The sequence below is a fragment of the Asaia sp. BMEF1 genome, from assembly GCF_051628905.1.
Classification (GTDB): Bacteria; Pseudomonadota; Alphaproteobacteria; order Acetobacterales; family Acetobacteraceae; genus Asaia.
This window is the reverse complement of the sequence record NZ_CP157575.1, coordinates 2,793,267-2,816,702: the sequence shown is the minus strand read 5'-3', so window position 1 is coordinate 2,816,702 and position 23,436 is coordinate 2,793,267. Positions and strand designations below refer to the sequence as shown.

At 59.2% G+C, this 23,436-nt stretch carries 22 protein-coding genes; 8 read left to right on the top strand and 14 right to left on the bottom strand.

Features of this window, described 5'->3' with window-relative positions; all coding sequences use genetic code 11:
* Window positions 1-120 precede the first annotated feature (120 nt).
* The gene (locus ABHV46_RS12540) at window positions 121-1,368 is read left to right on the top strand and encodes a dicarboxylate/amino acid:cation symporter (RefSeq protein WP_438381732.1); all 1,248 of its coding nucleotides are present in this window, start codon (window positions 121-123) and stop codon (window positions 1,366-1,368) included.
* Between the two features lie 16 nt (window positions 1,369-1,384).
* Here the strand turns inward: ABHV46_RS12540 and ABHV46_RS12535 are convergent, their stop codons facing one another.
* Window positions 1,385-2,794 (bottom strand): amino acid permease, encoded by a 1,410-nt coding sequence (locus ABHV46_RS12535; protein WP_438381730.1) that lies wholly within the window; start codon window positions 2,792-2,794, stop codon window positions 1,385-1,387.
* Window positions 2,795-3,124: 330 nt separating this feature from the next.
* Between ABHV46_RS12535 and ABHV46_RS12530 the strand changes: the two genes are divergently transcribed.
* The gene (locus tag ABHV46_RS12530; protein WP_438381729.1) at window positions 3,125-4,747 is read left to right on the top strand and encodes a dihydroxyacetone kinase subunit DhaK; all 1,623 of its coding nucleotides are present in this window, start codon (window positions 3,125-3,127) and stop codon (window positions 4,745-4,747) included.
* A gap of 38 nt (window positions 4,748-4,785) precedes the next feature.
* Here ABHV46_RS12530 and ABHV46_RS12525 read toward each other — a convergent pair whose 3' ends face one another.
* A complete protein-coding gene (locus tag ABHV46_RS12525; RefSeq protein WP_438381728.1) occupies window positions 4,786-5,553 on the bottom strand; it encodes a GntR family transcriptional regulator in 768 nt (255 codons plus the stop codon).
* Window positions 5,554-5,639: 86 nt separating this feature from the next.
* Window positions 5,640-6,650 (bottom strand): zinc-dependent alcohol dehydrogenase, encoded by a 1,011-nt coding sequence (locus tag ABHV46_RS12520; protein ID WP_438381727.1) that lies wholly within the window; start codon window positions 6,648-6,650, stop codon window positions 5,640-5,642.
* 332 nt (window positions 6,651-6,982) lie between these two features.
* On the opposite strand from ABHV46_RS12520, the gene ABHV46_RS12515 reads away from it, so the two are divergent.
* On the top strand, window positions 6,983-7,765 hold the full coding sequence (locus ABHV46_RS12515; protein ID WP_438381726.1) for a class I fructose-bisphosphate aldolase: 783 nt from the start codon (window positions 6,983-6,985) through the stop codon (window positions 7,763-7,765).
* Window positions 7,766-7,812: 47 nt separating this feature from the next.
* A complete protein-coding gene (locus tag ABHV46_RS12510) occupies window positions 7,813-9,147 on the top strand; it encodes an FGGY family carbohydrate kinase (protein ID WP_438381725.1) in 1,335 nt (444 codons plus the stop codon).
* A gap of 29 nt (window positions 9,148-9,176) precedes the next feature.
* On the opposite strand, the gene ABHV46_RS12505 is transcribed toward ABHV46_RS12510, so the two are convergent.
* From ABHV46_RS12505 to pstS, 3 genes are all read right to left on the bottom strand, one after another.
* Entirely contained in the window at window positions 9,177-10,001 is an 825-nt protein-coding gene (locus ABHV46_RS12505; protein ID WP_438381724.1) for a fructosamine kinase family protein, read from the bottom strand.
* Window positions 10,001-10,468, bottom strand: a complete 468-nt coding sequence (locus ABHV46_RS12500) for a low molecular weight protein-tyrosine-phosphatase (protein WP_438381723.1) — start codon at window positions 10,466-10,468, stop codon at window positions 10,001-10,003. The genes ABHV46_RS12505 and ABHV46_RS12500 overlap by 1 nt, the downstream gene beginning before the upstream one ends.
* A gap of 169 nt (window positions 10,469-10,637) precedes the next feature.
* Window positions 10,638-11,630, bottom strand: a complete 993-nt coding sequence (pstS, locus tag ABHV46_RS12495; RefSeq protein ID WP_438381722.1) for a phosphate ABC transporter substrate-binding protein PstS — start codon at window positions 11,628-11,630, stop codon at window positions 10,638-10,640.
* Window positions 11,631-11,737: 107 nt separating this feature from the next.
* On the opposite strand from pstS, the gene ABHV46_RS12490 reads away from it, so the two are divergent.
* A complete protein-coding gene (locus ABHV46_RS12490; RefSeq protein ID WP_336946854.1) occupies window positions 11,738-12,109 on the top strand; it encodes a DUF4870 family protein in 372 nt (123 codons plus the stop codon).
* A 39-nt stretch (window positions 12,110-12,148) separates the two neighbouring features.
* Here the strand turns inward: ABHV46_RS12490 and ABHV46_RS12485 are convergent, their stop codons facing one another.
* From ABHV46_RS12485 to ABHV46_RS12455, 7 genes are all read right to left on the bottom strand, one after another.
* A complete protein-coding gene (locus tag ABHV46_RS12485) occupies window positions 12,149-13,210 on the bottom strand; it encodes a sensor histidine kinase (RefSeq protein WP_336946853.1) in 1,062 nt (353 codons plus the stop codon).
* A 96-nt stretch (window positions 13,211-13,306) separates the two neighbouring features.
* Entirely contained in the window at window positions 13,307-14,002 is a 696-nt protein-coding gene (gene phoB, locus ABHV46_RS12480; protein ID WP_025840958.1) for a phosphate regulon transcriptional regulator PhoB, read from the bottom strand.
* On the bottom strand, window positions 13,999-14,715 hold the full coding sequence (gene phoU, locus ABHV46_RS12475) for a phosphate signaling complex protein PhoU (RefSeq protein ID WP_336946852.1): 717 nt from the start codon (window positions 14,713-14,715) through the stop codon (window positions 13,999-14,001). The genes phoB and phoU overlap by 4 nt, the downstream gene beginning before the upstream one ends.
* Window positions 14,716-14,746: 31 nt before the next feature.
* The gene (gene pstB, locus ABHV46_RS12470; protein ID WP_336946851.1) at window positions 14,747-15,553 is read right to left on the bottom strand and encodes a phosphate ABC transporter ATP-binding protein PstB; all 807 of its coding nucleotides are present in this window, start codon (window positions 15,551-15,553) and stop codon (window positions 14,747-14,749) included.
* Between the two features lie 19 nt (window positions 15,554-15,572).
* Entirely contained in the window at window positions 15,573-16,442 is an 870-nt protein-coding gene (gene pstA, locus ABHV46_RS12465; RefSeq protein ID WP_438381720.1) for a phosphate ABC transporter permease PstA, read from the bottom strand.
* Window positions 16,439-17,413: a phosphate ABC transporter permease subunit PstC gene (gene pstC / locus ABHV46_RS12460; RefSeq protein WP_438381718.1), complete on the bottom strand. Its 975-nt coding sequence runs from the start codon at window positions 17,411-17,413 to the stop codon at window positions 16,439-16,441. Before pstC ends, pstA begins: the two co-directional genes overlap by 4 nt.
* Before the next feature lie 137 nt (window positions 17,414-17,550).
* On the bottom strand, window positions 17,551-18,519 hold the full coding sequence (locus ABHV46_RS12455) for a glycosyltransferase family 2 protein (protein ID WP_438381717.1): 969 nt from the start codon (window positions 18,517-18,519) through the stop codon (window positions 17,551-17,553).
* A 119-nt stretch (window positions 18,520-18,638) separates the two neighbouring features.
* Between ABHV46_RS12455 and ABHV46_RS12450 the strand changes: the two genes are divergently transcribed.
* Entirely contained in the window at window positions 18,639-21,143 is a 2,505-nt protein-coding gene (locus tag ABHV46_RS12450) for a glycosyltransferase family 2 protein (protein ID WP_438381716.1), read from the top strand.
* 24 nt (window positions 21,144-21,167) lie between these two features.
* Here the strand turns inward: ABHV46_RS12450 and ABHV46_RS12445 are convergent, their stop codons facing one another.
* The gene (locus ABHV46_RS12445; RefSeq protein WP_438381715.1) at window positions 21,168-22,379 is read right to left on the bottom strand and encodes an MFS transporter; all 1,212 of its coding nucleotides are present in this window, start codon (window positions 22,377-22,379) and stop codon (window positions 21,168-21,170) included.
* Between the two features lie 49 nt (window positions 22,380-22,428).
* Here ABHV46_RS12445 and ABHV46_RS12440 point away from each other — a divergent pair, with 49 nt between their 5' ends.
* Together ABHV46_RS12440 and dps are read left to right on the top strand one after the other, a co-directional pair.
* Window positions 22,429-22,806, top strand: a complete 378-nt coding sequence (locus tag ABHV46_RS12440; protein ID WP_438381714.1) for an AtzH-like domain-containing protein — start codon at window positions 22,429-22,431, stop codon at window positions 22,804-22,806.
* A gap of 83 nt (window positions 22,807-22,889) precedes the next feature.
* Window positions 22,890-23,426: a DNA starvation/stationary phase protection protein Dps gene (gene dps / locus ABHV46_RS12435; RefSeq protein WP_336946845.1), complete on the top strand. Its 537-nt coding sequence runs from the start codon at window positions 22,890-22,892 to the stop codon at window positions 23,424-23,426.
* The last annotated feature ends 10 nt before the right edge of the window (window positions 23,427-23,436 follow it).

Below are 23,436 nucleotides of genomic sequence, written 5' to 3'. Positions count from 1 at the left end.
GGATAGGCATGACCGTCAAACACCGCGACGATGCCTGCGCTGCAATTCCAGCGAATGGCGCTTTTCGGGCCTGAGCCATTTCCAGGGCCGATCCATCTTCAGGAAGGAAGAACCGACATCATGAAGCGCATGAGTATGACCACAATCATCGTCATCGCGATGCTGCTCGGCATTGGCGTCGGCGGTACGGCCCATGCGCTCATCGCCGACACGATACAACAGCAGCATTTCGCTCATTACGTCTCGATCGGCTCGACTATCTTCCTGCGCCTCATCAAGATGATCATCGCCCCGCTCGTTTTCTCGACGCTTGTGGTCGGCATCGGCCACATGTCCGACGCGGCGTCGGTGGGCCGCGTCGGCGCGAAGGCAATGATCTGGTTTCTGGCGGCCTCACTTTTTTCGCTGACGCTCGGCATGGTGCTGGTGAATCTCTTCGGTCCCGGCATCGGCATGCATCGCCTGCAGGGTGTTGCTACCTCGCCGGTTGCCACTGCGGGTATGTCGCTCGACAGTTTCGTCAAGCATATTGTGCCGGATTCCGTCTTTCGCGCCATGACCGATAACGAGATCCTGCAGATCGTCGTGTTCTCGGTATTTTTTGGCATCGCCTGTGCGTCCATGCCGGAGAAGGCCCGTGTGGTCATGGAATGGACCGAGAGCCTTTCGCAGATCATCCTGAAGGTGACGGGCTATGTCATGATGCTGGCCCCCGTTGCGGTGTTCTGCGCCATGTCGGCGACCATCACCACCAACGGTCTCAGCGTTCTGATCAACTACGGCAAGTTCATGGGCGAGTTCTATATCGCCATGTTCCTGCTGTGGTGTGCACTTATCGCTGCTGCCTTTGTGATCCTTGGGCGACCGGCCCGTCGCCTCATCTCGCTGATGCGCGAACCTTTCCTGCTCGCCTTCTCGACGGCGAGTTCGGAAGCCGCCTATCCGATAATGCTCGACCAGCTTTCACGCTTCCCGATTTCGCGTCGAATCTCGTCGTTCGTGCTGCCGCTAGGCTATTCTTTTAATCTGGATGGCACGATGATGTATTGCACTTTTGCGAGCATCTTCATCGCCCAGGCCTATGATATCAGCCTGCCCTGGAGCACGCAGATCGTCATGCTGCTGACGCTGATGCTCACAAGCAAAGGCGTTGCGGGCATTCCGCGCGCATCGCTGGTCGTGATTGCTGCGACACTCAGCCAGTTCAAACTGCCCGAGGAGGGCGTACTGCTCATCCTCGGCATCGATACATTTCTGGATATGGGCCGTTCTGCTACGAATGTCGTCGGCAATTCTCTGGCGACCGCCGTGGTCGCCAAATGGGAAGGCCAGTTCCCGGGAGAACCCGCCCAGCCCATCGAGGGCTGAGCGAGAAAACGCAGGGTCAGGCGCCCCTGCGGCGGCTCAGGGCAATCAGCCCCCAGCCAAGGGCCAGAATGACCCCGATGAACGGTATGGCGATGACCGTGTAGGTGCCTTCGGGGTAGTCGAGCGCCATCATCACGACGACGAAACCCAGAAAGCCGAGAGTAAGCCAGGCAGTATAGGGTGCGCCGGGCATACGGAAGCCCGCGCTTTCGATCTCGCCGCTATTGACCAGCTTGCGCATGCGTATCTGGCAGATCAGGATGAAGCTCCAGGTACTGATAATGCCCAGCGCCGCCACGTTCAGAACGATCTCGAAGACGCGTGCCGGAATGAGATAATTCAGCCCGACGCCAACGAGGTAAACAACCACAGTGGTCAGAATACCGACATAAGGCACTGACTGGCGATTCATCTTGGCAAGCGCACGCGGCGCAGACCCACCGAGTGCCAGTGCGCGCAGGACACGACCTGTCGAATAGAGACCCGAATTGAGGCTCGACAGCGCTGCCGTCAGCACCACGATATTCATGACCGTATCGACATGCGGCACACCGAGCGCCTGAAAGAAGGTCACAAACGGGCTGACACCCTTGTGATAGGCGGTCCAGGGCAGAAGGCAGACCAGCAGGATGACCGAGCCGACATAAAACAGGCCAATGCGCCAGATCACGCTGTTGATGGCGCGGGGAATGATCTCGCGCGGATTGGCACATTCACCCGCTGCCGTACCGACAAGCTCGATGGCCGAATAGGCAAAGACCACACCCTGCATGAGGAACAGCGCGGGCATGATGCCATGCGGGAAGATACCGCCATTTTCAGAAATCAGATGGAAACCGGGCACGGCACCGCCGACGGGCATTTTCAGGCCCAGAACAACGCAGCCGAAAATCAGGAACAGCGCGAGCGCAATCACCTTGATGAGCGAGAACCAGAATTCGAGTTCGCCGAAATAGCGCACGCCGATCATGTTCATGGTGCCGACGATGCCGAGGGCTACAAGGGCAAACACCCATTGCGGCACATGATCGAACGTGCCCCAGAAATGCATGTAGAGGGCGACCGCCGTGATATCGACGATGCCTGTCATCGCCCAGTTCAGGAAGGACAGCCACCCTGCCGCATAGGCTGCTTTCTCGCCCAGAAACTCGCGGGCATAGGAGACAAAGCTGCCCGCACTTGGGCGATACATTACCAGTTCGCCCAGAGCGCGTAGGATGAGGAAGCAGAAGAGGCCGCAAACCAGATAATCGATGGCCAGAGACGGCCCTGCCTGTTGCAGGCGCGTACCCGCGCCGAGGAAGAGGCCGGTGCCGATGGCGCCACCGATAGCGATCATCTGGACCTGACGGCGACCCAGATCCTTGTGATAGCCTTCATCCGCTTGTGGCGGCGGATGGTGATGCGACTTGGATGGAATGTCCAAAACTTTGTAATCCTGACCCGGTTGACGAATTTTCTTGTGTAATCGTAACGAAATCTTGGACCTCTGCCAATCGTTTACACGAATGAATGGCACAAGCTTGCGATAAGGAAATCGAGATCACGAGGGGCGCTCTGTCAAGCTCTACCCTGACTTTGCGGGCCAAACGCATTGCGGCTTTGCCCGCAAAAGCAGGCATATCGCAGCTGTCACATCAATGTGTTTTTCATCACATCGATATGTCATATTCCTGCACCGTTTCCCCTCCTAGTCTGGCCGTCCTGAGCGACATACGGGGCGCAAAAGGCCCGAGAACTGACGCGGAGACGAAGCATGAAGCGGTTTTTCAACACGCGCGAGACCATTGTGAAGGAAGGGCTGGAGGGCTTGCTGCGCTCCTCCTACGGGGCCGATCTCTGCCGGTTGGAAGGCGCGGAAGACATTCACGTCATCCTGCGGAAAGACTGGCAGAAAGAGCGTGTCGCCGTGCTCTCCGGGGGAGGCTCGGGCCATGAGCCCGCCCATGCAGGATTCGTCGGGAAGGGCATGCTTACAGGGGCGATCTGTGGCCAGATTTTCGCCTCCCCCGGTGTCGACGCCATTCTCGCCGCCATCAGGGCCGTCACCGGCGAGGCGGGCTGCCTTCTGATCGTCAAGAACTACACCGGCGACCGTCTGAATTTCGGTATTGCCGCCGAACAGGCCAAAGCCTTGGGCCTGAATGTCGAGCTGGTGATCATCGGCGATGACATCGCGCTTGGCCGCACCGACAAGGCGCGTGGTATCGCGGGCACGGTACTCGTCCATAAAATCGCAGGGGCTGCCGCAGAGGCAGGCCAGTCGCTGGCAGAAGTCGCCGCTCTGGCGCGCAAGGTGGCAGAATCGCTCAGTTCGATCGGACTGGCGTTGAGCGATTGCAATGTGTTTACCCCGGACCAGAAGCCGCGCCTTGGCGAGAACGAGGCCGAACTGGGGCTCGGCATCCACGGCGAGGCCGGTGTCGAGCGCATCGCCATGGCCGGGCTCGACGCGCTTGTGACCCGTACGGCAGAAAAGCTCGAAGCCGCCTTGCCGCCTGAGGGCAAACTGATCGTCCTGCTCAACATGCTGGGCAGCGTGCCGCCGCTCGAAGCTTACGCGCTGCTCGATGGATTTTCGCGTACTTCTCTGGCCGCCCGAACGGAGTGGATCATCGGCCCGGCACCGCTCATGACGGCGCTCGACATGAATGGGTTCTCGCTCACGACCCTGCCCGCCGATCCGGCGTTTGTTGCAGCCCTTGCTGCCGATGCCGGGCCACGATCCTGGCCGGGACTGGCGCATTTCGCCCCTGTCGCAACCCTGCCCTGCCCCGCTTTGCCTGAGACGTTCGTCGATGCGCCTTCCGACAGCGCCGTACTGCGCAAGCTGATCACGACAGGTGCCGAAGCCCTTCTGGCCAATGAAGCGCGACTAAACGCCCTCGACGCCAAATGCGGCGATGGCGATGCCGGATCGACCTTCGCAGAATCGGGCCGGCAAATTCTCAAGGCACTCGACTCACTCCCCCTCGCCTCGCCACAAAAGCTTCTGGCCACGATCGGTCGCCTGCTGGCCCGGCACAGCGGTGGATCGAGCGGCGTTCTGCTCTCCATCCTCACGACAACAGCGGGGCATGACGAGAACTGGCGTGAGGGTCTGCAGAAAGGCGCCGCACAGATGCAGGGTTACGGAGGCGCCCATGCGGGTGACCGCACGATGCTCGACGCCTTACTGCCCGCCATCGACGCCCTCAACACCGGAGAGTCTCTGGCCGCAGCCGCTGCGGCCGCGCGCGCTGGCGCCGACGCCACACGCAGCATGAAAGCCCGTGCAGGGCGTGCCTCCTATATCCCGGCGGAACAGCTCGCCGATATTCCCGACCCAGGCGCCGAGGCCATCGCGGTACTGTTCGAGAGTGTGGCGAAGAGCCTCTGAAAAACCAGCTTCCCCGCCGCCATGACGGGGAAGCACGGTCAGACTACGCTGACATCTACCTCAAGGGGAATGAGATCGCTGCGCACCCACGCTTCGTAAAAATCATAGCGCAATCCGTCCCGACGCCAGGATACTGATCGGACCCGCAGGATCGGTGCCCCTGTCCGAATATCGAGCCGTGACGCAATATCCTTCGTGGCGGCAACGGCCACGATCGACCGATGCGCGCCCTGCAGACTATAGCCTTCTTCAGCCAGTAGAGCCGTGAGAGAGGCGCGCCCTTCGAGAACGGCCGCTCCGGCTTCCAGAACAGGAGTCAGAAGAGGCGGGCTGTAATTCACGCTGTAGAGTGCCTTCATGCCGCCCAGCGCCCTGAGCCGCGATAATCCGAAACCCTCGCTGCCCTCATCAAGGCCGAGTGCCTTGCAGACATAATCAGGCAGCACACGCGTCTGCGCATCCGTCACAGACGTCGTCACATCACGACGCCCATGTCCTAAAGCTGTCTCCAGAAAGCCTTTTTCGCCCTGGATCATCCAGCCCTGAGGGGCCTCCCTCGTCGACACGAAGGCGCCGCGCCCGGAAATACGCTGAACCACACCTCGCGTTTCAAGGGTTTGCAGGCTTTGTCTCACCGTGGCACGCGACAATTCGTAACGCGTGCAAAAATCACTTTCGCTTGGCAAACGATTACCGGGAAGAAGCTTCCCGGCCTCAATCATCGCCTCGATATGATTGGAGAGTTGCAGATAATACGGCGTGGTTGAGAGCCGATCGATGGAAAATCCGTCCGCATCCATAGTCATACCGCCTTCTCTTCCCCTGCCGAAACGCCTCTATCCTTGTTAGGACATAGAGCCGAGATTGGAAAATCTTCCCTCTTCCCGAAAATTCAGTTCTGCTCTGCACCATCGTTACAGCGTATCAGGATTTTCCGTGCGTTTTCGGAGCGAGCCATGGTGAAAGCGTCCCGGGCGGATGCCAGATCATAGATATGACTCACGAGCTTGGCGGGAAGATCGGCCAAGTGACCCATGACATCGATCGCTCTGGCATAGGCCCCGCTCAGCGATTGCGAGCCGACAAGTGTGAGCTCGCGATCGAACAGATCAAACGGAACAAGAGGAATTGAGGCGTCAGGCGGGCAGACGCCCATTTGAAGCAGCACGCCTCGCGGCGCAAGATGAGACAGGGCATCTGCGACAGCCGAACGATTGCCACTTGCTTCGATGACGTAATTCACATCGCGACAGATCGGTCTGTCTCCCGGTGCGAAAGCGGCGTGCGCGCCGAATTCAAGCGCTGCTTTTCTTCTTACAGGACTGGGCTCGATAATCTCGACTTTTGCTGCGCCCTCATGCAAGGCAAGCGCAATGGCCAGCAGACCGATACTGCCGGCGCCGTAAACCAGTACGGCAGCGCCTTCAGGCAGGGGAGCCCGCTCAAAACCGTGCAGGACACAGGCCAGAGGCTCGATCAGAGCGCCTGCCTGCGCATCCAGCCCGGCGGGCAGAGGGTAGGCAATCTTTTCGGGGACAACCACAAATTCGGCAAAAGCGCCGTCGACAGAAACCCCGACCGGCACCAGCTTGCGACAGAGGTTCACCGCACCGGATGCGCATCTGTCGCAATGACCGCAGGTGATATTCGGGTCGACACAGGCCTGATCACCCGGTGTAAAACGCGTCACCCCGTCACCGACAGCGACGACGCGCCCCGAAAATTCATGCCCCGTAACGCGAGGGAAACGTCCGAGCGGGTAATCGCCGTCCAGAAGGTGCAGATCTGTCCCACAAATGCCGACCAGAGCGGGAGCAATGAGAATCTCTCCTGCGCCGGGAGAAGGCCTCTCACGCTGCACGAGAGTCATTCCACTCTGTCCATCGAATTCCAACGCATGCATGGCACGGTTCCTCGCAAAAATAGCCCGCGACTCATTGTCTCCGGGTACGACTCATACATAGCAAATTACAAGATTCGGGCCATACTGTACGGACAGTACGATCGATAATCGATTTGTGATCGAGCGTTTGACTTTCACTTATATTGTTCTTCTTCAGTGACTTGAGATCACTTGCCTCTATGAAGAATCCTTTTCTCCTCCGCTTTCTTACCTGCCTAGAATTGACGGCCCGCCTCGAAAAGCGTCTGCATATTGTCCGTACAAACCGTACAATATCGTTGCCCAGAGGGCAATTTCGACCACCCATTGCCCCAGCGAGGAAGGAGCCTCTCATGTCCATGACCTATCGTCTGCGCCGCACTTTGCCGAGCCATCGCGCGGCCATCATCATGCCCGTCGATCACGGTCTGATCTTCGATCGTATCGACGGCCTTGAAACCCCTTCAGCGCCCTTCACCCAATGGTCGGAACATGGCGTCACGGGGTTCATGCTCACACCGGGCCAGGTCCGGCAGACCGAGCGTTTCTTTGCGCAGCATCCTGAACTCACGCGTGTTCTGACAATCGACACGTATTACGACTATCGTCAGCTCGACGGCGGTGGGTCGCATGACCTCATCACCTCCATCGAAGATGCTGTGCGCATGGGCGTAGATGCCGTGAAAATGCTCTTCCCGTGGAACATGTCGAATCGCGAGCGCGTCGCCCTTTGCCATCGCGCTGGCAAAGTCATTTCCGCGTGCGACCATTGGGACATTCCCCTGGTGCTCGAACCGGTTCTGATCGGAGCGCCGCGTACCGAAGAGGTCATTGTCGAAGAAGAGAAAATCGCGCGCATCGCTTATGACCTCGGTGCCCATGTCATCAAGATCGCCTTCCCCGGCGAGGCGCGTACCAAGCGACTGGTTGAGGAGTTGCAGATGCCTCTCGTGATCGCTGGCGGCCCGCTTGCAGGCAATCCTGCCGACACGCTCGACGCCATCGCACAGACCCTGCGAGCCGGGGCGCGTGGCGTGATTGTGGGCCGCAATATCTGGCAGCGCGAGCAAAAAATCGCGATCTCACTGCTGGGTCAGATCAACGATCTTGCAAAGTCTGTCCGCTTTGCAGACTGACGAGCCGATCTTAGTTTAACCTCTACTCCAGAGGCAGGGAATTCGTGATGGGATTCGAAGATGTGGCCACCGGTCTCGATATCGGCAGCACCAATATGAAGGCCCTGGCCATCACGCGGGACGGTCGGGTTATCGGCCGTACCTCCCTGCCCACACCAAGACGCGAGCTCGATCTGATGATCGATGCGCACCAATTACTCGAGCAGGCAGAAATTCTACTGCGCGATCTTTGCGGCGCCCGATATCGCATTGCCGCAATCTCTATTGCAGGCATCGGCGAAGACGGCATGCTGGTTGATCGCGATCTCGTCCCCCTGACACCCGCCATGGCCTGGTTCGACCCGAGAAGACAGGACTTATTCAACCAGTTTCTGGCAACACTAACGCCCTGCCCCGCATCCGGCATCTCAACGGATGCCTTTCGAACCATGACTGGCTGGTACTGGGCGGTCAGGCAGCAGGGCCATGAACGGGCCCATTCCTGGCTAGCACTTACGGATTATGTGGCGTCGTTCTGGAGCGGCCGAACATTCATGAGCGACACGCTGGCAGCTCGCAGCGCGGCATTTCTGCCCAAAGAGCAATGCTGGTGCCGTGAGCGGGTCGAGGCTACGCTCGGCACGCTTGCACTCCTGCCGCCCATCAAGCGCACAGGCGACATCGTCGGGCCGGTAAGAGGCAAGACAGCCCTTGTCAGAGAAGTCTTCACCGACAGCGCCATGGTCGTGGCAGGTGGTCGTGATCACCCGATCGGCGGTTGGGGCATTACCCAGATCGCGCCACGCGCCATCCTCGATTCAATGGGTACGGCTGAGGTTATCGTCACCCAGAGCGCTGATTTTCCGATAGGCGGGCAGAGCGAATTCGATGTCGCCCCTGGCATTCGCTCACAAGGTGCTACGCTCCTCTGCGTTGAGGAACTCGCTCGCAATCTTGCCTGGGCACGGCGGGAACCTGAGACAGCCTCTTTTATCGACAAGCTTTTTTCAGGAGCAGAAACCCCGGATTCATATCTCGAGAGCGCCTGTTTCGAACGTGGTTCTCATGGCGGGGGTGAACCCAGCTTCCGGGAACCTGTGCCCGATAAACCGCTCTCACGCGCCTCCGCGATCGTTGGGGCATTGGCTCGAGCTGGTAATGACGCGGTCTCGCGCTTCTCACGGCTCGGCACTGACGGCGCACAAGCCTTCATGGCAGGCGGCTGGGCGCGGGCACCTGGCTGGGTCGCTATCAAGACCCGACTTTCGACACAGGCTTTCCATATTGTCAGGGAGCCTGAATTGACCGCTGCCAGCGCTGCCCTTCTGGCCGCTCGGGCGATCGGCTGGTCACCCTGTCCGCGGAACCTCCTTATGCCGTGCGACACCCGTGATAAGCTTTAGGCGGGGTAGCGTCGCCCAGTTGATTTCTCTCAGACCTCCAATCGGTCGAGCAGGCTCTCAATCATGCCGAGATAGGGGTGACCGAAAAGCCGATAATGCACGAGGGCGGGCCACAAACGATACACATCGATCGCCTGCTCATAACCTTCGGGCAACAGGCCATAGCTGCGCCAGAAGATTTCGGGCGGTGAGGAGAAAAGCGTCAGCATCGCGAAATCGGCACTCGCATCCCCAATCAGGGATGCCGGGTCGATCAGCACCGCTTTTGTCTCGCTACGCTCGGCGCGGGTCAGAAGAAAGTTTCCACTCCATAGATCACCATGAAGCAGGCTGGGGCGTGGTGTTTGGGGCAGAAAACGCTCCAGCGTCGTGGCGATATGCCTTACCCTTGCGGCAATCCCTCTGGGCAGAAATGTGAGACAGGGCTCGAGCCGATAGTCGCGCCAGAAATGGCGCCAGTCGGGCGTCCAGCCATTAACAATCGGTAGGGGACCGAAGGCATAATCTTCTGACCATCCATAGCGGGGCGGTTGATCGGCTCCGTGCAGAATTGCGAGCGCCTTGCCCAAAGCCGCCCATCCAGCCTCGGAGAGCCGGACCGCCGGTATGAAAGACAGGACAAGCAGATCACCCTGTGCAGCCAATACTTCTGGCACTGGCGCACCAGTGGCGCCCATGGCCCGTAGCATAGCGGCCTCTGCCGCTGCCTGTCCCCCGAGCTTGACGACGACCTCGCGACCCGTTTCGAAGCGCAGATGCCAGATTTCAGAGAGGTCACCCCCGCCCATAGGCGCGGCATCGAAGCTGAACGTCTCCCCGATGAGAAGCGCTGCGCTTTCGAGCCGCGTAGGCATCAGGAATCTAACGTAAAGCTTGCCAGACTGGCACAGCCGAGTGCGATTTCCTGCCAGGCCGTCTCAAAATCGATATCCTTGCCGTAAAACGGGTCGGAAATTTCTTCACCGCGCCGCTCGGGCACATAATCGAGCAGAAGACGGATGCGTTCCCGATCGACCTGGGGGGTCAGACGACGCAGCGCGCGCAAATGGCCCGTATCGAGTGCGATGATATGGTCAAATCGGGCGAAATCGCCTTCCTGAACCTGCCTTGCGACATAGGTTTCGATATCGAGACCATGTTTCTTGGCAACGCGGCGGGCGCGGATATCGGGCATTTCACCCACATGCCAAACGCCTGTCGCTGCGGAATCGATATCCAGCGTGAGGCCGCGTCTGGCGGCTTCAGCGCGCATGGCGGCTTCAGCGAGCGGGGAACGGCAGATATTGCCTGTGCAGACAAAGAGAAAAGAGGGCAACGGCATAGGGATATTCCCGCTTGGTCACTATTCAGAGCGCATGGCCAGGGTAACAACCCCACCATTAAAAGATCGATACAGAATAGACCGGCCAGCGCCTTTGAAAATGGCGCGCCTTATCAAGACTTTGCTACCGCGAGCCCACGGAACTTTTTCCCTGTGGAAGATCTGCGCTTCAATGCGGCCAGCCGCGCAGAATATCGTCGCGCACGGTTGCAGGCAGGGTGATGTAGTCGAGCTTTCTGGCCCCGTCTTCTCCATCGCGCAGACCGATTTCGAAGAAGCGCTTCACCTCTGGATGCGAGGCTCTGGGCACGATGGCGTAGGTCGCACTCATGATCGGCCAGGCATTTGCTCCAGCCCCGTCGAGCAGATCGACCACATGCCCTTGCGCATGTTCCCAATCTGCCTGCGCTGCCGATGCAGCGAAACTTGCCGGATTGGCCTCGACATACGCCCCGTCATGGCTTTTCAGACGCGCCATCGGGATGTGATTATGGCTCGCATAGGCATATTCGACATAGCCGATACCGCCAATCGTTTCTCGCACACTTGCTGCCACGCCGTCATTGCCGCGCGCGCCCGCGCCCTCCGTCCAGGCAACAGACGTTCCTGCCCCGATATGAGCACGCCATTCGGGCGAGACATGAGACAGGTAAGACGTGAACACGAAGCTCGTCCCTGAAGCATCGGCACGATGAATAGGCGCCACATCGATATCAGGCAGGGCCAGATCGGGATTCAGCGCCTTGATGCGCGGGTCGTCCCACGCACTGATGCTTCCATCATAAATCGCGGCAAGCGTCGGTCCATCGAGACGCAGCACGCCTGCAGGCAGATCGGGCAGGTTGACGATGACCACGATGGCACCGAGCGCCGTTGGGAACTGATAGAGCTGATGATCGGTCAGGAGCGCTTTGCTGGCAGGTTTGTCCGACGCGCCGAAATCGACCGTGCCCGCGACGACCTGATTGAGACCGGCCCCGGAACCGACACTCTGATAGTTGACGCTGAAACCGCCCTTGTCGCGTGCCAGTACACCCCAGCTTTCATAAAGCGGCGCAGCAAAGCTCGAACCGGCGCCCGTGACGCTCTGGGCATACACCGCACCGGGGGAAACGAAAGCTGCAAGAACAAGCAAAGTCATAATGCGCGAAGACGAAATCATGTCACCGATCAGTTTTCTGTAACAACAACGGGCTTCTTCAGGATAACGTGAGCGTGGAAGACCCGTCTCTTTCACTATCACAGCACGGCACAAGGATCGAAATACCCATGCAACCCGGTTTTTCCCAAGCCTGGCCCACCTCTCAACGCAGCGAGCGTGCGAGGCGTTGGGCCTGGATCGTGCACATTCTGTTCATCGCGTCGTTTTTCTTCGGCATCACCAGTATTCCCGGTGTGATCGTGGCCTATCTCAAGCGCGGTGACGCACAGGGGACGATCTATGAAAGCCACTTCACCTACGCAATCCGCACTTTCTGGCTGGGTCTGTGCGGCGCGGCCATCGCAGGCGTCCTCTGCCTGGTCTTCATCGGCTATATCCTGTTCGGCCTACTTTTCGTCTGGTGGTTGATTCGCGTGATACGCCCGATCATCGCACTCACTGACGAAGTGCCGATGCGCAACCCGCGCGGCTGGTTCTGAAGCGCGTCCCGACCCTGCAACCAGGTGGCTGAGCGGGTTTCAGCTCGCCTTGGGCAACCAGATACGACAGGTCATGCCTTTACCGGGGGCGCTTTCGATGCGCAGGCGCCCGCCATGGCGATCGACGATATGCTTTACGATCGCCAGACCGAGCCCGGTGCCGGTCTGAGAGGCCGTGACCCGCCCTTCGACGCGATAGAAGCGTTCGGTCAGGCGTGGCACGTGCTGGGTATCCACGCCGCGCCCGTTATCGGCAACGGAGATCTCGACCCCCTTGCCATTATCGGCGACGATCCCGACGCGGATCTCGATATCCGGACCCGCATACTTAAGCGCGTTTTCGACCAGATTGAGCAGAACCTGAACGATCTGATCCTCATCCGCCGGAAAGAACAGATCTTCATCGGTCGGCAGAAGGATCAGGCGCGCCTCGGATGAGCGTATCAGAATCTGGCTGTCTTCGAGCAGGCGGTCCATGATGTCCTGCGCCGCCACCATATCGTTGGGGCGCATATGCTCAAGACGCTGAACACGCGACAGATAGAGCAGACGTTCGATCAGACGCTCCATACGCGCGGCCTGAGCGGCCATGACGGCCAGAAACTGCTGCTGTGCCGCCGGATCGTCGGAAGCAGGCCCCTGCAGGGTCTCGATAAATCCGATCAGCGAAGCCAGCGGTGTGCGCAGCTCGTGGCTCGCATAGGCCACGAAATCGGCGCGCATACGATCCACGACCTCGAATTCAGAACAATCCTCAAGCACGGCAAGCACGCCATCGACCCAGCCGATATCGCTCGCGAAACGCTCCGACCATTTTCGAAAGGTCACCTGCACGATGCGCCGTACCGGCACGTCCAGTTCGACACGGGTGACAACGCCTGTCTCAGGCGTCAATGTCGCCAGTACCGACTGCACCGCAGGATGACGGATCACGGCACCCAGCGCATCGCCGAACGTTGAATGCGCGACACGATTGGCATGATAGATACGCCCGCCCTGATCGAGCAGCACGGCCGGAATGGGCAGCAGATCGCAAAAGGCGGAAGCTCTCGGCCCTTCACCATGGGTGGGTTTGGGCGTCAGGGCGGTGGGGGGAGCCATGACCAGCCGACGCTGCCAGGCGCGCCACGAAAAACCCCACCCCAGAAGCGAAAGCGCGAGAAGCGCAATGAGAGCAAAGGTCAGAGCCGCGTTCCCTCAGGCCTGATCGTCGAGCGCGTAACCGGCGGAGCGCACGGTACGCACATAATCCATCTCGTCATCCAGATTGAGCGCCCTGCGCAGGCGACGGATATGCACATCGATCGTGCGTAGCTCGACATGCACATTCGACCCCCAGACCTTCTGCAGAAGGTCCTCGCGCGAAAAAACGCGTCTGGGATGGCGCATCAGAAATTCGAGCAAGCGGAACTCGGTCGGGCCCAGCGTCAGGGCGCGGCCATTGCGCTCGGCACGATGCGTCTGCAAATCGAGCTGAAGATCGGCGAAATTAAGCACGTTCTGCTTGACCGGCTGGGTGCGACGCAGCAGCGCCCGCAGTCGGGCATCCAGCGCCTCAATGCTGCAGGGCTTGGCGATATAATCATCCGCCCCGCTATCGAGCCCGCGAATGCTGTCCTGCTCGTCGGCACGGGCTGTCAACATCAATACCGGCAGATCGTGCAGCGATGACGTTCCTCTGATGCGTCGGCAAAGATCGAGACCCGACATACCCGGCAACATCCAGTCGAGCACGATCGCATCGGGTCGCGCCCGCGAGATGTGCTCCCAGGCCTGTTCGGCCTCGGGAAAAGCCGAGACGTCATAGCCCAGCTTGTCGAGATTATAGCGTATCATCAGCTGAAGAGATGGATCATCCTCAACGACAACGATCTTTACGAGTCCGCCGCTCATCTTGAAACCAGATCATCCCCGGCTGCAATACCGCCGCGCGGGCGCACGGCAGGCAGGTTTTCACCCGTCACGGCATAATAGACGCGCTCGGCAATGTTGGTCGTGTGATCGCCAATACGCTCGAAATTCTTGGCGATGAAAAGCAGATGCGTGCAGGGGCTGATATTGCGCGGATCTTCCATCATATAGGTGACCAGTTCGCGGAACATGGCCGTGTAATACTCGTCCACCTCGCGGTCGGCCTGCCAGACTTCAGTGGCACGGTCAGCATCCTGCTGGGTCACGGCGTCGATGACGCGGCGCAGGTTTTCCTGCACCAGCCGGCCCATGCTGCGCAGACCCGAAAGCGAGATTTGACGATCGGCCAGATCGAAACGCTGGCTGCGACGGGCGATGGAAGCCGCATAATCACCGATGCGTTCAAGATCGCCCGTAATCTTGAGCGCGGCCACGATCTCACGCAGATCGCCGGCCATGGGGCTGCGCAGCGCGAGCAGGCGAATGGCCAGAGCCTCGACATCGCGCTCGAGCATATCGACCTGCGGGTCCTGCGCGGGCGCCGCCTGGGCTGCGTCTTCGTCATGCTCGGTCACAGCGGCAACGGCCTGAGCCACCTGACTTTCGACGATACCGCCCATACGCGCCATCATGGCGCGCATCCGGTCGAGTTCCTGCTCGTAGCTCTTGACGGTGTGAAGGCTGTCCGCTGGCATAATTGCTTGTCCCTACCCGCTTGGGGATAACTTAACCGAAACGCCCGGTGATATAATCTTGAGTCTGCTTCTGACGCGGATTGGTGAACATCCGGTCAGCGCTGTCCATCTCGATCAGGGAGCCGAGATAGAAAAATGCGACCTGATCGGCACAGCGCGCCGCCTGCTGCATGTTATGCGTCACGATGGCGATTGTGAAATCCTGTTTGAGCTCGTCGAGCAACTCCTCGATACGCGCCGTCGAGATCGGATCGAGCGCCGAAGTCGGTTCGTCGAGAAGCAGAACCTCTGGCTTGGTCGCGATGCTGCGCGCGATGCACAGGCGCTGCTGCTGACCGCCAGACATGCCGCCTGCCGGCTCTTTCAGACGGTCACGCACTTCTTTCCAGAGCGCTACACGGGTCAGCACGTCTTCGACACGCGCATCCATCTCGGCGCGCGAGAGCTTTTCATGCAGGCGCACACCGAACGCGATGTTGTCGTAGATCGACATCGGAAACGGCGTCGGCTTCTGAAAGACCATGCCTATGCGCGAGCGCAGCATGTTGAGATCCAGCGCCGGATCGAGAATATTGGCGCCATCGAAAAGCACAGATCCCGTGGCTTTCTGACCCGGATAGAGATCGTACATGCGGTTGAAAATGCGCAGAAGCGTCGATTTGCCGCAGCCCGAAGGGCCGATCATGGCGGTGACGTTCTGCTTGCGAAAATCCATGGTGATGGATTTGAGCGCCTGTTTCTCACCGTAATAGAAATCCAGCTCGCGTACGGCGAGCGCAGCCTCGGGCGCGGCCGGATTCTGCGACGAGAGGGGGATATCCTGCAGGGCTTCGCTCATGAGCGTGACGTCCTCTTGCTTATGACTGTTTGCTGCGGAAGCCGAACCGCACGATGATATTGATGCTCAGGACGCCCAGCGTGACCAGCAACGCGCCGGTCCAGGCAAGACGCACCCAGTCGTCATAGGACGCACCAGCATATTGGTAGATGGCAATCGGTAGGCTCGCCATGGGTTTGTTGAGGCTGAAAGACCAGTTCTGATTGCCCAAAGAGGTGAACAGAAGCGGGGCGGTCTCGCCGCTGACGCGCGCCAGCGCCAGCAGGATTCCCGTCAATACGCCAGGCAGGGCCGAACGCAGGCACAGAAACAGCACCACGCGCCAATGCGGCGCACCGAGCGCCGAGCCAGCCTCACGCATCGCGACAGGCACGAGGCGCAACATGTCTTCAGTCGTGCGCACGATGATGGGCACAGCCAGAATGGCGAGCGCCACCGATCCGGCGAGGCCGGAAAAATGGCCGAACGGCGCCACGAGCACGAGATAGACGAACAGACCGATCAGGATGGACGGCGCCGAAAGCAGCACGTCGGAAACAAACCGGACCGAAGTCGCAAATTTCGAGCCATTGCCGAATTCGGAAAGATAGATACCGCAGCCCAGACCGATAGGCGTTGCCATAATGAGCGCCACAGCCGTCTGGATGACACTGCCGAGAATGGCATTGGCGAGACCGCCATTGCTACCGGGCGGCCCCATCGGATGGATCAGTGCCGCTATGGAAAGACCGGCAAGGCCATTCCAGAGCAGCGTCCACAGGATAGAGGCCAGAGCAAGCACGAGAAGACCCGTGGCTGCAAAGCTCATGCCTGTTGCCAGACGATCCATTACCAGGCGTTGCGTGGCGCGCGGGTCCTTGCGCCAGCCCTCTCCCATGGTCCTGCTCATGCTTTTTTCTCCCGCAGCAGCCAGCGTGCAATCGCAAGGGTCGTGAAGGAAAGCAGCATCAGGATGAAGCCGAGCGCCAGAAGGGAAGACAGCTTGAGACTACCAGCAGCACTCTCGGGAAATTCGAGGGCGACCAGCGAGGCCACCGTGTTACGCGGGGCGAAAAGCGACCAGCCGATCGTATTGGCGTTGCCGATCACGAAAGTGACGGCCATGGTTTCGCCAAGGGCGCGGCCCATACCCAGCACCACGCCACCGATCATGCCCGCACGCGACCAGGGAACGATAACCCGTCGCATGACCTCCCAGCGCGTGGCGCCCAGCCCGTAGGCACTCTCCTTGAGCATGGGCGGCATGACGGCAAACACGTCACGCATGACCGCCGTGACGAAAGGCGTGATCATGACCGCCAGCACGATGCCGCCCGTCAACAGGCCGTAGCCGAACGGTGCGCCATGGACGAGCCAGCGAATGCCCGGCACATGGCCGAAATGATGCCGAAAGAAGGGCTGAACATGCTGCGCCATGAACGGCACGACAATGAAGAAACCCCACATGCCGAAAATGATCGACGGTACGGCGGCAAGGAGCTGCACAGCCGTGCCCACCACACCGGCCACCACAGGCGGCGCAATATTGGTCAGCCAGAAGGCTGCCCCGAAAGCCAGGGGCACGCCGATCAGTACAGCGATGAGCGTAGACCCGATCGTGCCGAAAACAGGCGCTAGCGCACCGTACTCGTTCGTGACCGGGTTCCAGATATCGCGAATGACAAAAGACGGACCGAAGGTGCTGAAGGCCTTGCTGCCACCGAATGCCATGGTGAGAACGAGCCCGCCGAGCGAGACCAGAACGAGCAGGGCGCAGGCAGCGACGAGCAGCCGAAAAAGGCGATCGCCCTTCCAGAACGGGATTTTTCGGGCTTCCTGTATCGGTGCAGGCTGGGTCCGCGGAGCGGCAGCGCTAGTCATTCGGTCGGTACGTCCTGGCTCAGACAAGAAGTAAACAGGTCAACAAGGCACCATGTGCCAGTCTGTCGTGTAGCTTCCCCGTCACGATGAGACAACAAGCCTCGCCAATCAGGTGACATGAATATTTCATGACACCATCAAAACTTTCGGCCTTCGCCCCAACCATGCAGCAGAAAATGCATCAACGGGCCAAGGGGCCAGCCTTTCACGTCCTGATTTCGCGACACGTAAGCGCTGCCCGACCAGGGCTGGGCCATTGTGCTGTCACGCAACAGAACCGGGGCATTATCGAGATGGGTGGGCAAGGCGGACGCTGCTTTGGCCCACGGCAGATAGAGATGGAGCATGCCGTTATAGCGCGACAGGTAATGCGCCTCGTCTTCGAGCAGGATATCGACGAGATGCCGTCCGGGGAGATTGGGTGTGACTGCGTAGCGCCTCAACGCGGCGCGATCGGTTGGATCGAGCAGGGAATTGGATAACTTCACCCGCGTTCGGCGGCGCATCTCCTCGAAATCATGACTATGCCAGTGCAGGTACGAAAAGCGTGTTAGCGCATAACCTGGCGCAAGGCGGGAGGACGGATTATGCTGACCGTTATCGATGACTGCGATACTGCGCGCGGGCAGCATCCCCTTGATGAACGAAGTGTCGAGGGCAAACCAGCCCGGCTGCGCAGGAATATTGAACAGCGAACTGCCGATGCGCAGTGCCCGCTTTTCGCCGAGATGGGACGCGAATTCCTGAAGGATGCGCGCGCGATCCGTCGAGATGCCTTCATCACCGATCACGACGAGAAACTCGTCACAATCGACCGGCAGAGCGAAATCATAGGGACTCCCCTGATCCCAAGTCCTGAATTGCTCTGCGAAATGCAGACCCTTGGCATGAAAATCGCTCGGGTCATCAAGATCGCGCCTGACCGTCACCCCGCAGCGCTCGGCATGCTTGAGCAAGTGCAGAGTGAAAGGATCGCGTGAACCGTTATCGCACACTGTCAAATTGTCGAAGCCAAAAACATGCCCGTAATAGGAAAGCCATGCCAAAAGGGCAGAGCCCTCATCACGCTGCATCATCACAACCTGAATTCTGGGCAGTAATGTCATGAATGACCTCTTCGCGTGCTCAATTCAGGCTTTTACCTAGCCAAGGGGCCTGAACTACGGCAATTCTGGCAGTAACGACCCGCCCAAGCGTTCGATCCGGCCGATACGAAAGACAGATTATGCCAGCTGCCCCCGTCAACAGCCCTTTCATCGGTTATTTCGATGGCTTCCAGAAAGATACGCTTACGGGGTGGGCGTTCAACAGGCTCGATCCCAACACTCCGGCGCGACTGCATATCCTCATCGACGGTCAGGAAATCGCCCAGATCGTTGCGGAACAACCACGCAGCGACGTGCAGACGGCCCTCAGAACTCCTCATAATCGTCTCGGATTCATCTTTTCCATCCCAGCGAAATTCATGGACGGGAAGCCACATCAGCTTTCCATTCGCCTCCCGGACCGTAGCGCGATCCGCAATGCGGACCAGACGGGTGACGAAAAAGGGGCATTCGTCCATGTTTTTACAATAGAATTGAAGCCTGAATACACAAGCTGCGTCGACGGCATCAAGCAAGGGTCGCTCAAGGGCTGGATCCTGCAGAAAATGCCGGGCGAGGAAGAGTGGCGGGGCGACTGTGTGGTTTCAGTCTCTGCCAATGGCGTTCTGGTAGCGCAGGTCAAAGCCGATCGTTATCGCGGCGACGTGGCGGCCGCCGTCGGTTGCAATCCGAATTGCGGCTTCGATATCCCTATCCCGCAACGCTTTCGTGGCTCGTCGCCCCGCAGCTTCTCTGTGAAGGTCCTGCCCGAGGGCGAGGAGCTCATGGGGAGCCCGTTCACCAGCTCCATCGCCGATGATGCGCTCGAAACCCGCCTGCTCGATATTGCGGAAACCATCGACAAGCTACATCGCGAGCTGACGAAGCTTCGCACGGAAATACGCAGCGCCATCCCTCAGGCAGGCTATAATCTCGGCAATTACGACCGCTGGGCGTCGCTCTATTACGCCGCATTGCGCGAGCGAACGGCGATGCTGCGCATCAAGGCGCCGATCGCAGAAGAAGCGCTCGTCACCGTTCTCTGCCCGACATACAAACCGCTCAAAGCCGACTACGTGACGGCCATCAACTCGGTCATCAGCCAGACCTGGCGAAACTGGGAGCTCATCCTGATCGATGATGGGATGGTCTGCCCCCAGACCACAGCCCTGATGCAGGATTTCGCTGCGAAGGACAGCCGCATTCGCGTCCTGCCACTCAAGAGGAATCTCGGCATTTCGGGCGCTACCAATGAGGGGATGAAGGCGGCGAAAGGACAGTATACGGTCTTTTTCGACCATGACGACATGATGGTCGATGTTGCGCTCGAAACCATGATGCGCAAGATGCAGGAGACCGGCGCCCTTCTGCTTTATTCGGATGAAGACAAGGTCGATCAGGCCAATAACTGGCAATCACCCAACTTCAAACCGGATTTCAACTACCGCTATCTGCTGGGCTGCAATTACATCTGTCATCTGACCATGATTCAGACCGCGACCATGCATGAGGTCGGGCTTTTGCGAGCAGAATATGACGGGGCGCAGGATCACGATTTCATTCTACGCGCCTGCGAGATCCTGCCCAATGACAGGATCGCCCATGTGCCTGAGCTTCTTTATCATTGGCGCATGACCCCCAATTCGACGGCGGTGACGGTTGGCAACAAGAATTATGCCATCGCGGCCGGGGTGAAGGCCGTCTCGGATCATCTTACGCGGCGCGGCTACAAGGCCGCTGTTTCCTCAATAAACGGGCTGACGCTCTATCGCGTGGACTGGCGGCTGACCGACACCCCGTCGGTCTCGATCATCATTCCGTTCAAGGACCAGATCGACATCACCCGGCGCTGTGTCGAAGCGCTGCTTGAGAATACGGATTACGCCAGCTTCGAAATCGTTCTGGTCGATAACTGGTCGGTCACGCCACAGGCGCGACTTTTCATGGAAGAATTCGGCGATCGCGCAAATATCCGTTTTCTGACCATCGAAGAGCCGTTCAACTACTCACGTCTGAACAATATTGCGGCCCAGACCTGTCAATCGGATTATCTGCTCTTCCTGAACAACGACGTTTTCGTCGACCAGAAGAACTGGCTGCGCCTGATGATGAACGAGGCGCTGGCGGGTGACCGTGTGGCCGCCGTCGGGGCACGTCTGCTTTACCCGAACCAGACCATCCAGCATGCCGGTGTCGTCGTCGGTCCGGCTGGTGTGGGTGCCCACGCCCATCGTGGCTGCGGCCCCGAGGATTACGGCTATATCGGGCGCATTCTCCTTAGCCATGAAGTCACCGCAGTGACCGCCGCCTGCATGCTCGTGCGTCGCGACATCTTCAAAGAGGTCGGAAGCTTCGATGAAGTGGGCCTGAAGATCGCCTATAACGATGTCGATCTCTGCCTCAGAATGCGCTCTGCCGGATACCGCATCATTTATTGCGCCGAAGCTGTCGCGGACCATCATGAGAGCCTGACACGCGGCTCCGACGATGTACCCGAGCATGAAGCACGGTTCTTCGAAGAGGGACAGGTCATGCAAAAGCGCTGGGCTGGCCAGACGATTTATGAGCACGATCCCGCCTACCCGCGCTTTTTCACGGTCGATCTGCAGCCTTTCTTCGATCTCGTCGACCCGCGCAGCACATAAAAAAAAGGGGCCGAAGCCCCTTTTTCACACGCCTGGCGGCGTATTTTTTCGCGTCTTGAACTCCTCAGCAATGCTGATCAGATAGATCACAAAGCCGCCGAGAGAGAGCGCCAGCCCCACCCAGCCGACAGACGTCCAGCCCAGCCCGGCCGAAATGGCCAGACCGCCCAACCACGGCCCGACGGCATTGGCAATGTTGAACGCGCTCTGATTGAGCGCTGCGGCGAGCCCCTCTGCCCCTACCGCCACCGTCAGCAGACGTGCGGAGACAATGGTGGCCAGACCGCCACTTGCGCCGATCATGAAGACATTGATCGCAAGCGGGATGAATTTATGCGAGGCCTCAGGAAATCCGGCCATGGAGGCAGCCCCCATCAGCAGCACACCGGCAAGGGTCGGCATCATCTTGTGATCGGCGAGCCACGCACAGACCAGCGTTCCGATGGTCATGCCCACGCCGAAAACAGCCAGCATGATCGGCACATACGATTCAGGCACCTGGGTGACGTTGATCATGATGGAAGCGAGATAGGTATAAACGCAAAACACACTGCCGAAACCCACAGCGCCGATCGCCAGAGTCAGCCAGACCTGCCTGATCTTGAGAGCTGTGAACTCGTTGAGAATGCTGGCATCCTTGCGGGGCGCGTCCTTGGGGGCAAAAAGCACGATTAGCAGGGCGGTGCAGAGCGCCAGGGTCGCGATAAGGCCGAAGGCCCAGCGCCAGCCGATAAGCTGTCCGATACCATTGGCCAGCGGCACGCCACCGATCGTTGCGATCGTCAGACCGAGAATGACGCGGCCGACGGCCTGAGATCGCTTGTTGGGCGGCACCAGCGACGAGGCCAGAATGCTGGAAATGCCGAAATAGGCGCCATGCGGTAGGCCGCTTATAAAACGGCACACCAGAAACAGCGCGTAATTGGGCGCAATCGCACTCAATCCGTTGCCCAGCATATAGAACAGCATCATGCTGATGAGCATGGTGCGTCGGCTGATACCGGCGCTGAACAGGGCGATGGTCGGCGCTCCGATGCAGACACCTGCTGCATAGAGCACGATGGCATGACCTGCTTCAGGATCGCTCACACCGAATGTATGCGCGATCATGGGCACGAGGCTCATCGCGGCAAATTCGGCCGTACCGATTGCGAAGGCCCCAAGACCCAGACTAAAAAATATGATGCGTATATCGCGCACCGACCGAGCCAGATCGCCAGATCTCAAGCCGCTCATGCCACCCTCAGCCATTCTCTCAATTATATACTTGAATCAGGGCGCGCCCATGGACCTCACCGCCAACCCCGAGACGATTTCAGCCCTTACCCTAGCTTCGGATCAATACGAAGAGGCTTTGGCGCAAAATGATGTCGCAAAACTCGACGCACTGTTCTGCGACGACCCGAACGTGATCCGGCTCGGGGCGACCGAAAATCTGTTCGGTCCCGAAGAGATCGCCGTTTTCCGCCGCCATCGGACCGGAGGCGCCCCGCCACGCGAGCGCCTGAGACGAGAAATCGTCGCTCTCGGGCCTCATGCAGGCTGCGTTACGATCATCTTCAAAAATCTGCGAACGAACCAGACCGGTCGACAGAGCCAGACCTGGATTCGGCAGAAAGACACCTGGCGCGTTCTGATTGCGCATGTGTCTTTCCTTGTCTGACCACGAAACCGACCCATATCATGCACGTTCCATCGTCATCGCTTTCTGCGAATGTCCGATAGCCAAATCGTAAGGGTGAAACCATGACAACGAAACATGCGATGCACACGACACAGAATGCTCTCAAGTCGAATGCAAAGACCGTCTCGATCGAGACACTGAATGCTCGCCTCGCCGATCTGATCGATCTGGCGCTGATCACCAAGCAGGCCCACTGGAATCTCAAGGGTCCGCAGTTCATCGGTGTTCACGAAATGCTCGACGGGTTCCGCGACAGCGTAGATAACCTGGTCGATGAAGTGGCAGAGCGCGCCGTTCAGCTGGGCGGCACTGCGTATGGCACCACGCAGGACGTGACCAAGAAATCGGCTTGCACGCCCTATCCGACCGATATCTACAAGATCGCAGACCATATCTCGGCGCTGATCGACCGCTATGCAACGGTGGCAAACAACGTCCGTGAATCGATCGACATCACGGATGAAGCCGGTGACGCTGACACGGCCGACCTGTTCACCGAAGCCTCGCGCGCACTCGACAAGCACCTCTGGTTCCTTGAGGCCCATACACAGGAGCCAACCGGCCAGATGCGCGATGGAGACCATACCGGCGCACGCTGAGCACGGCTTT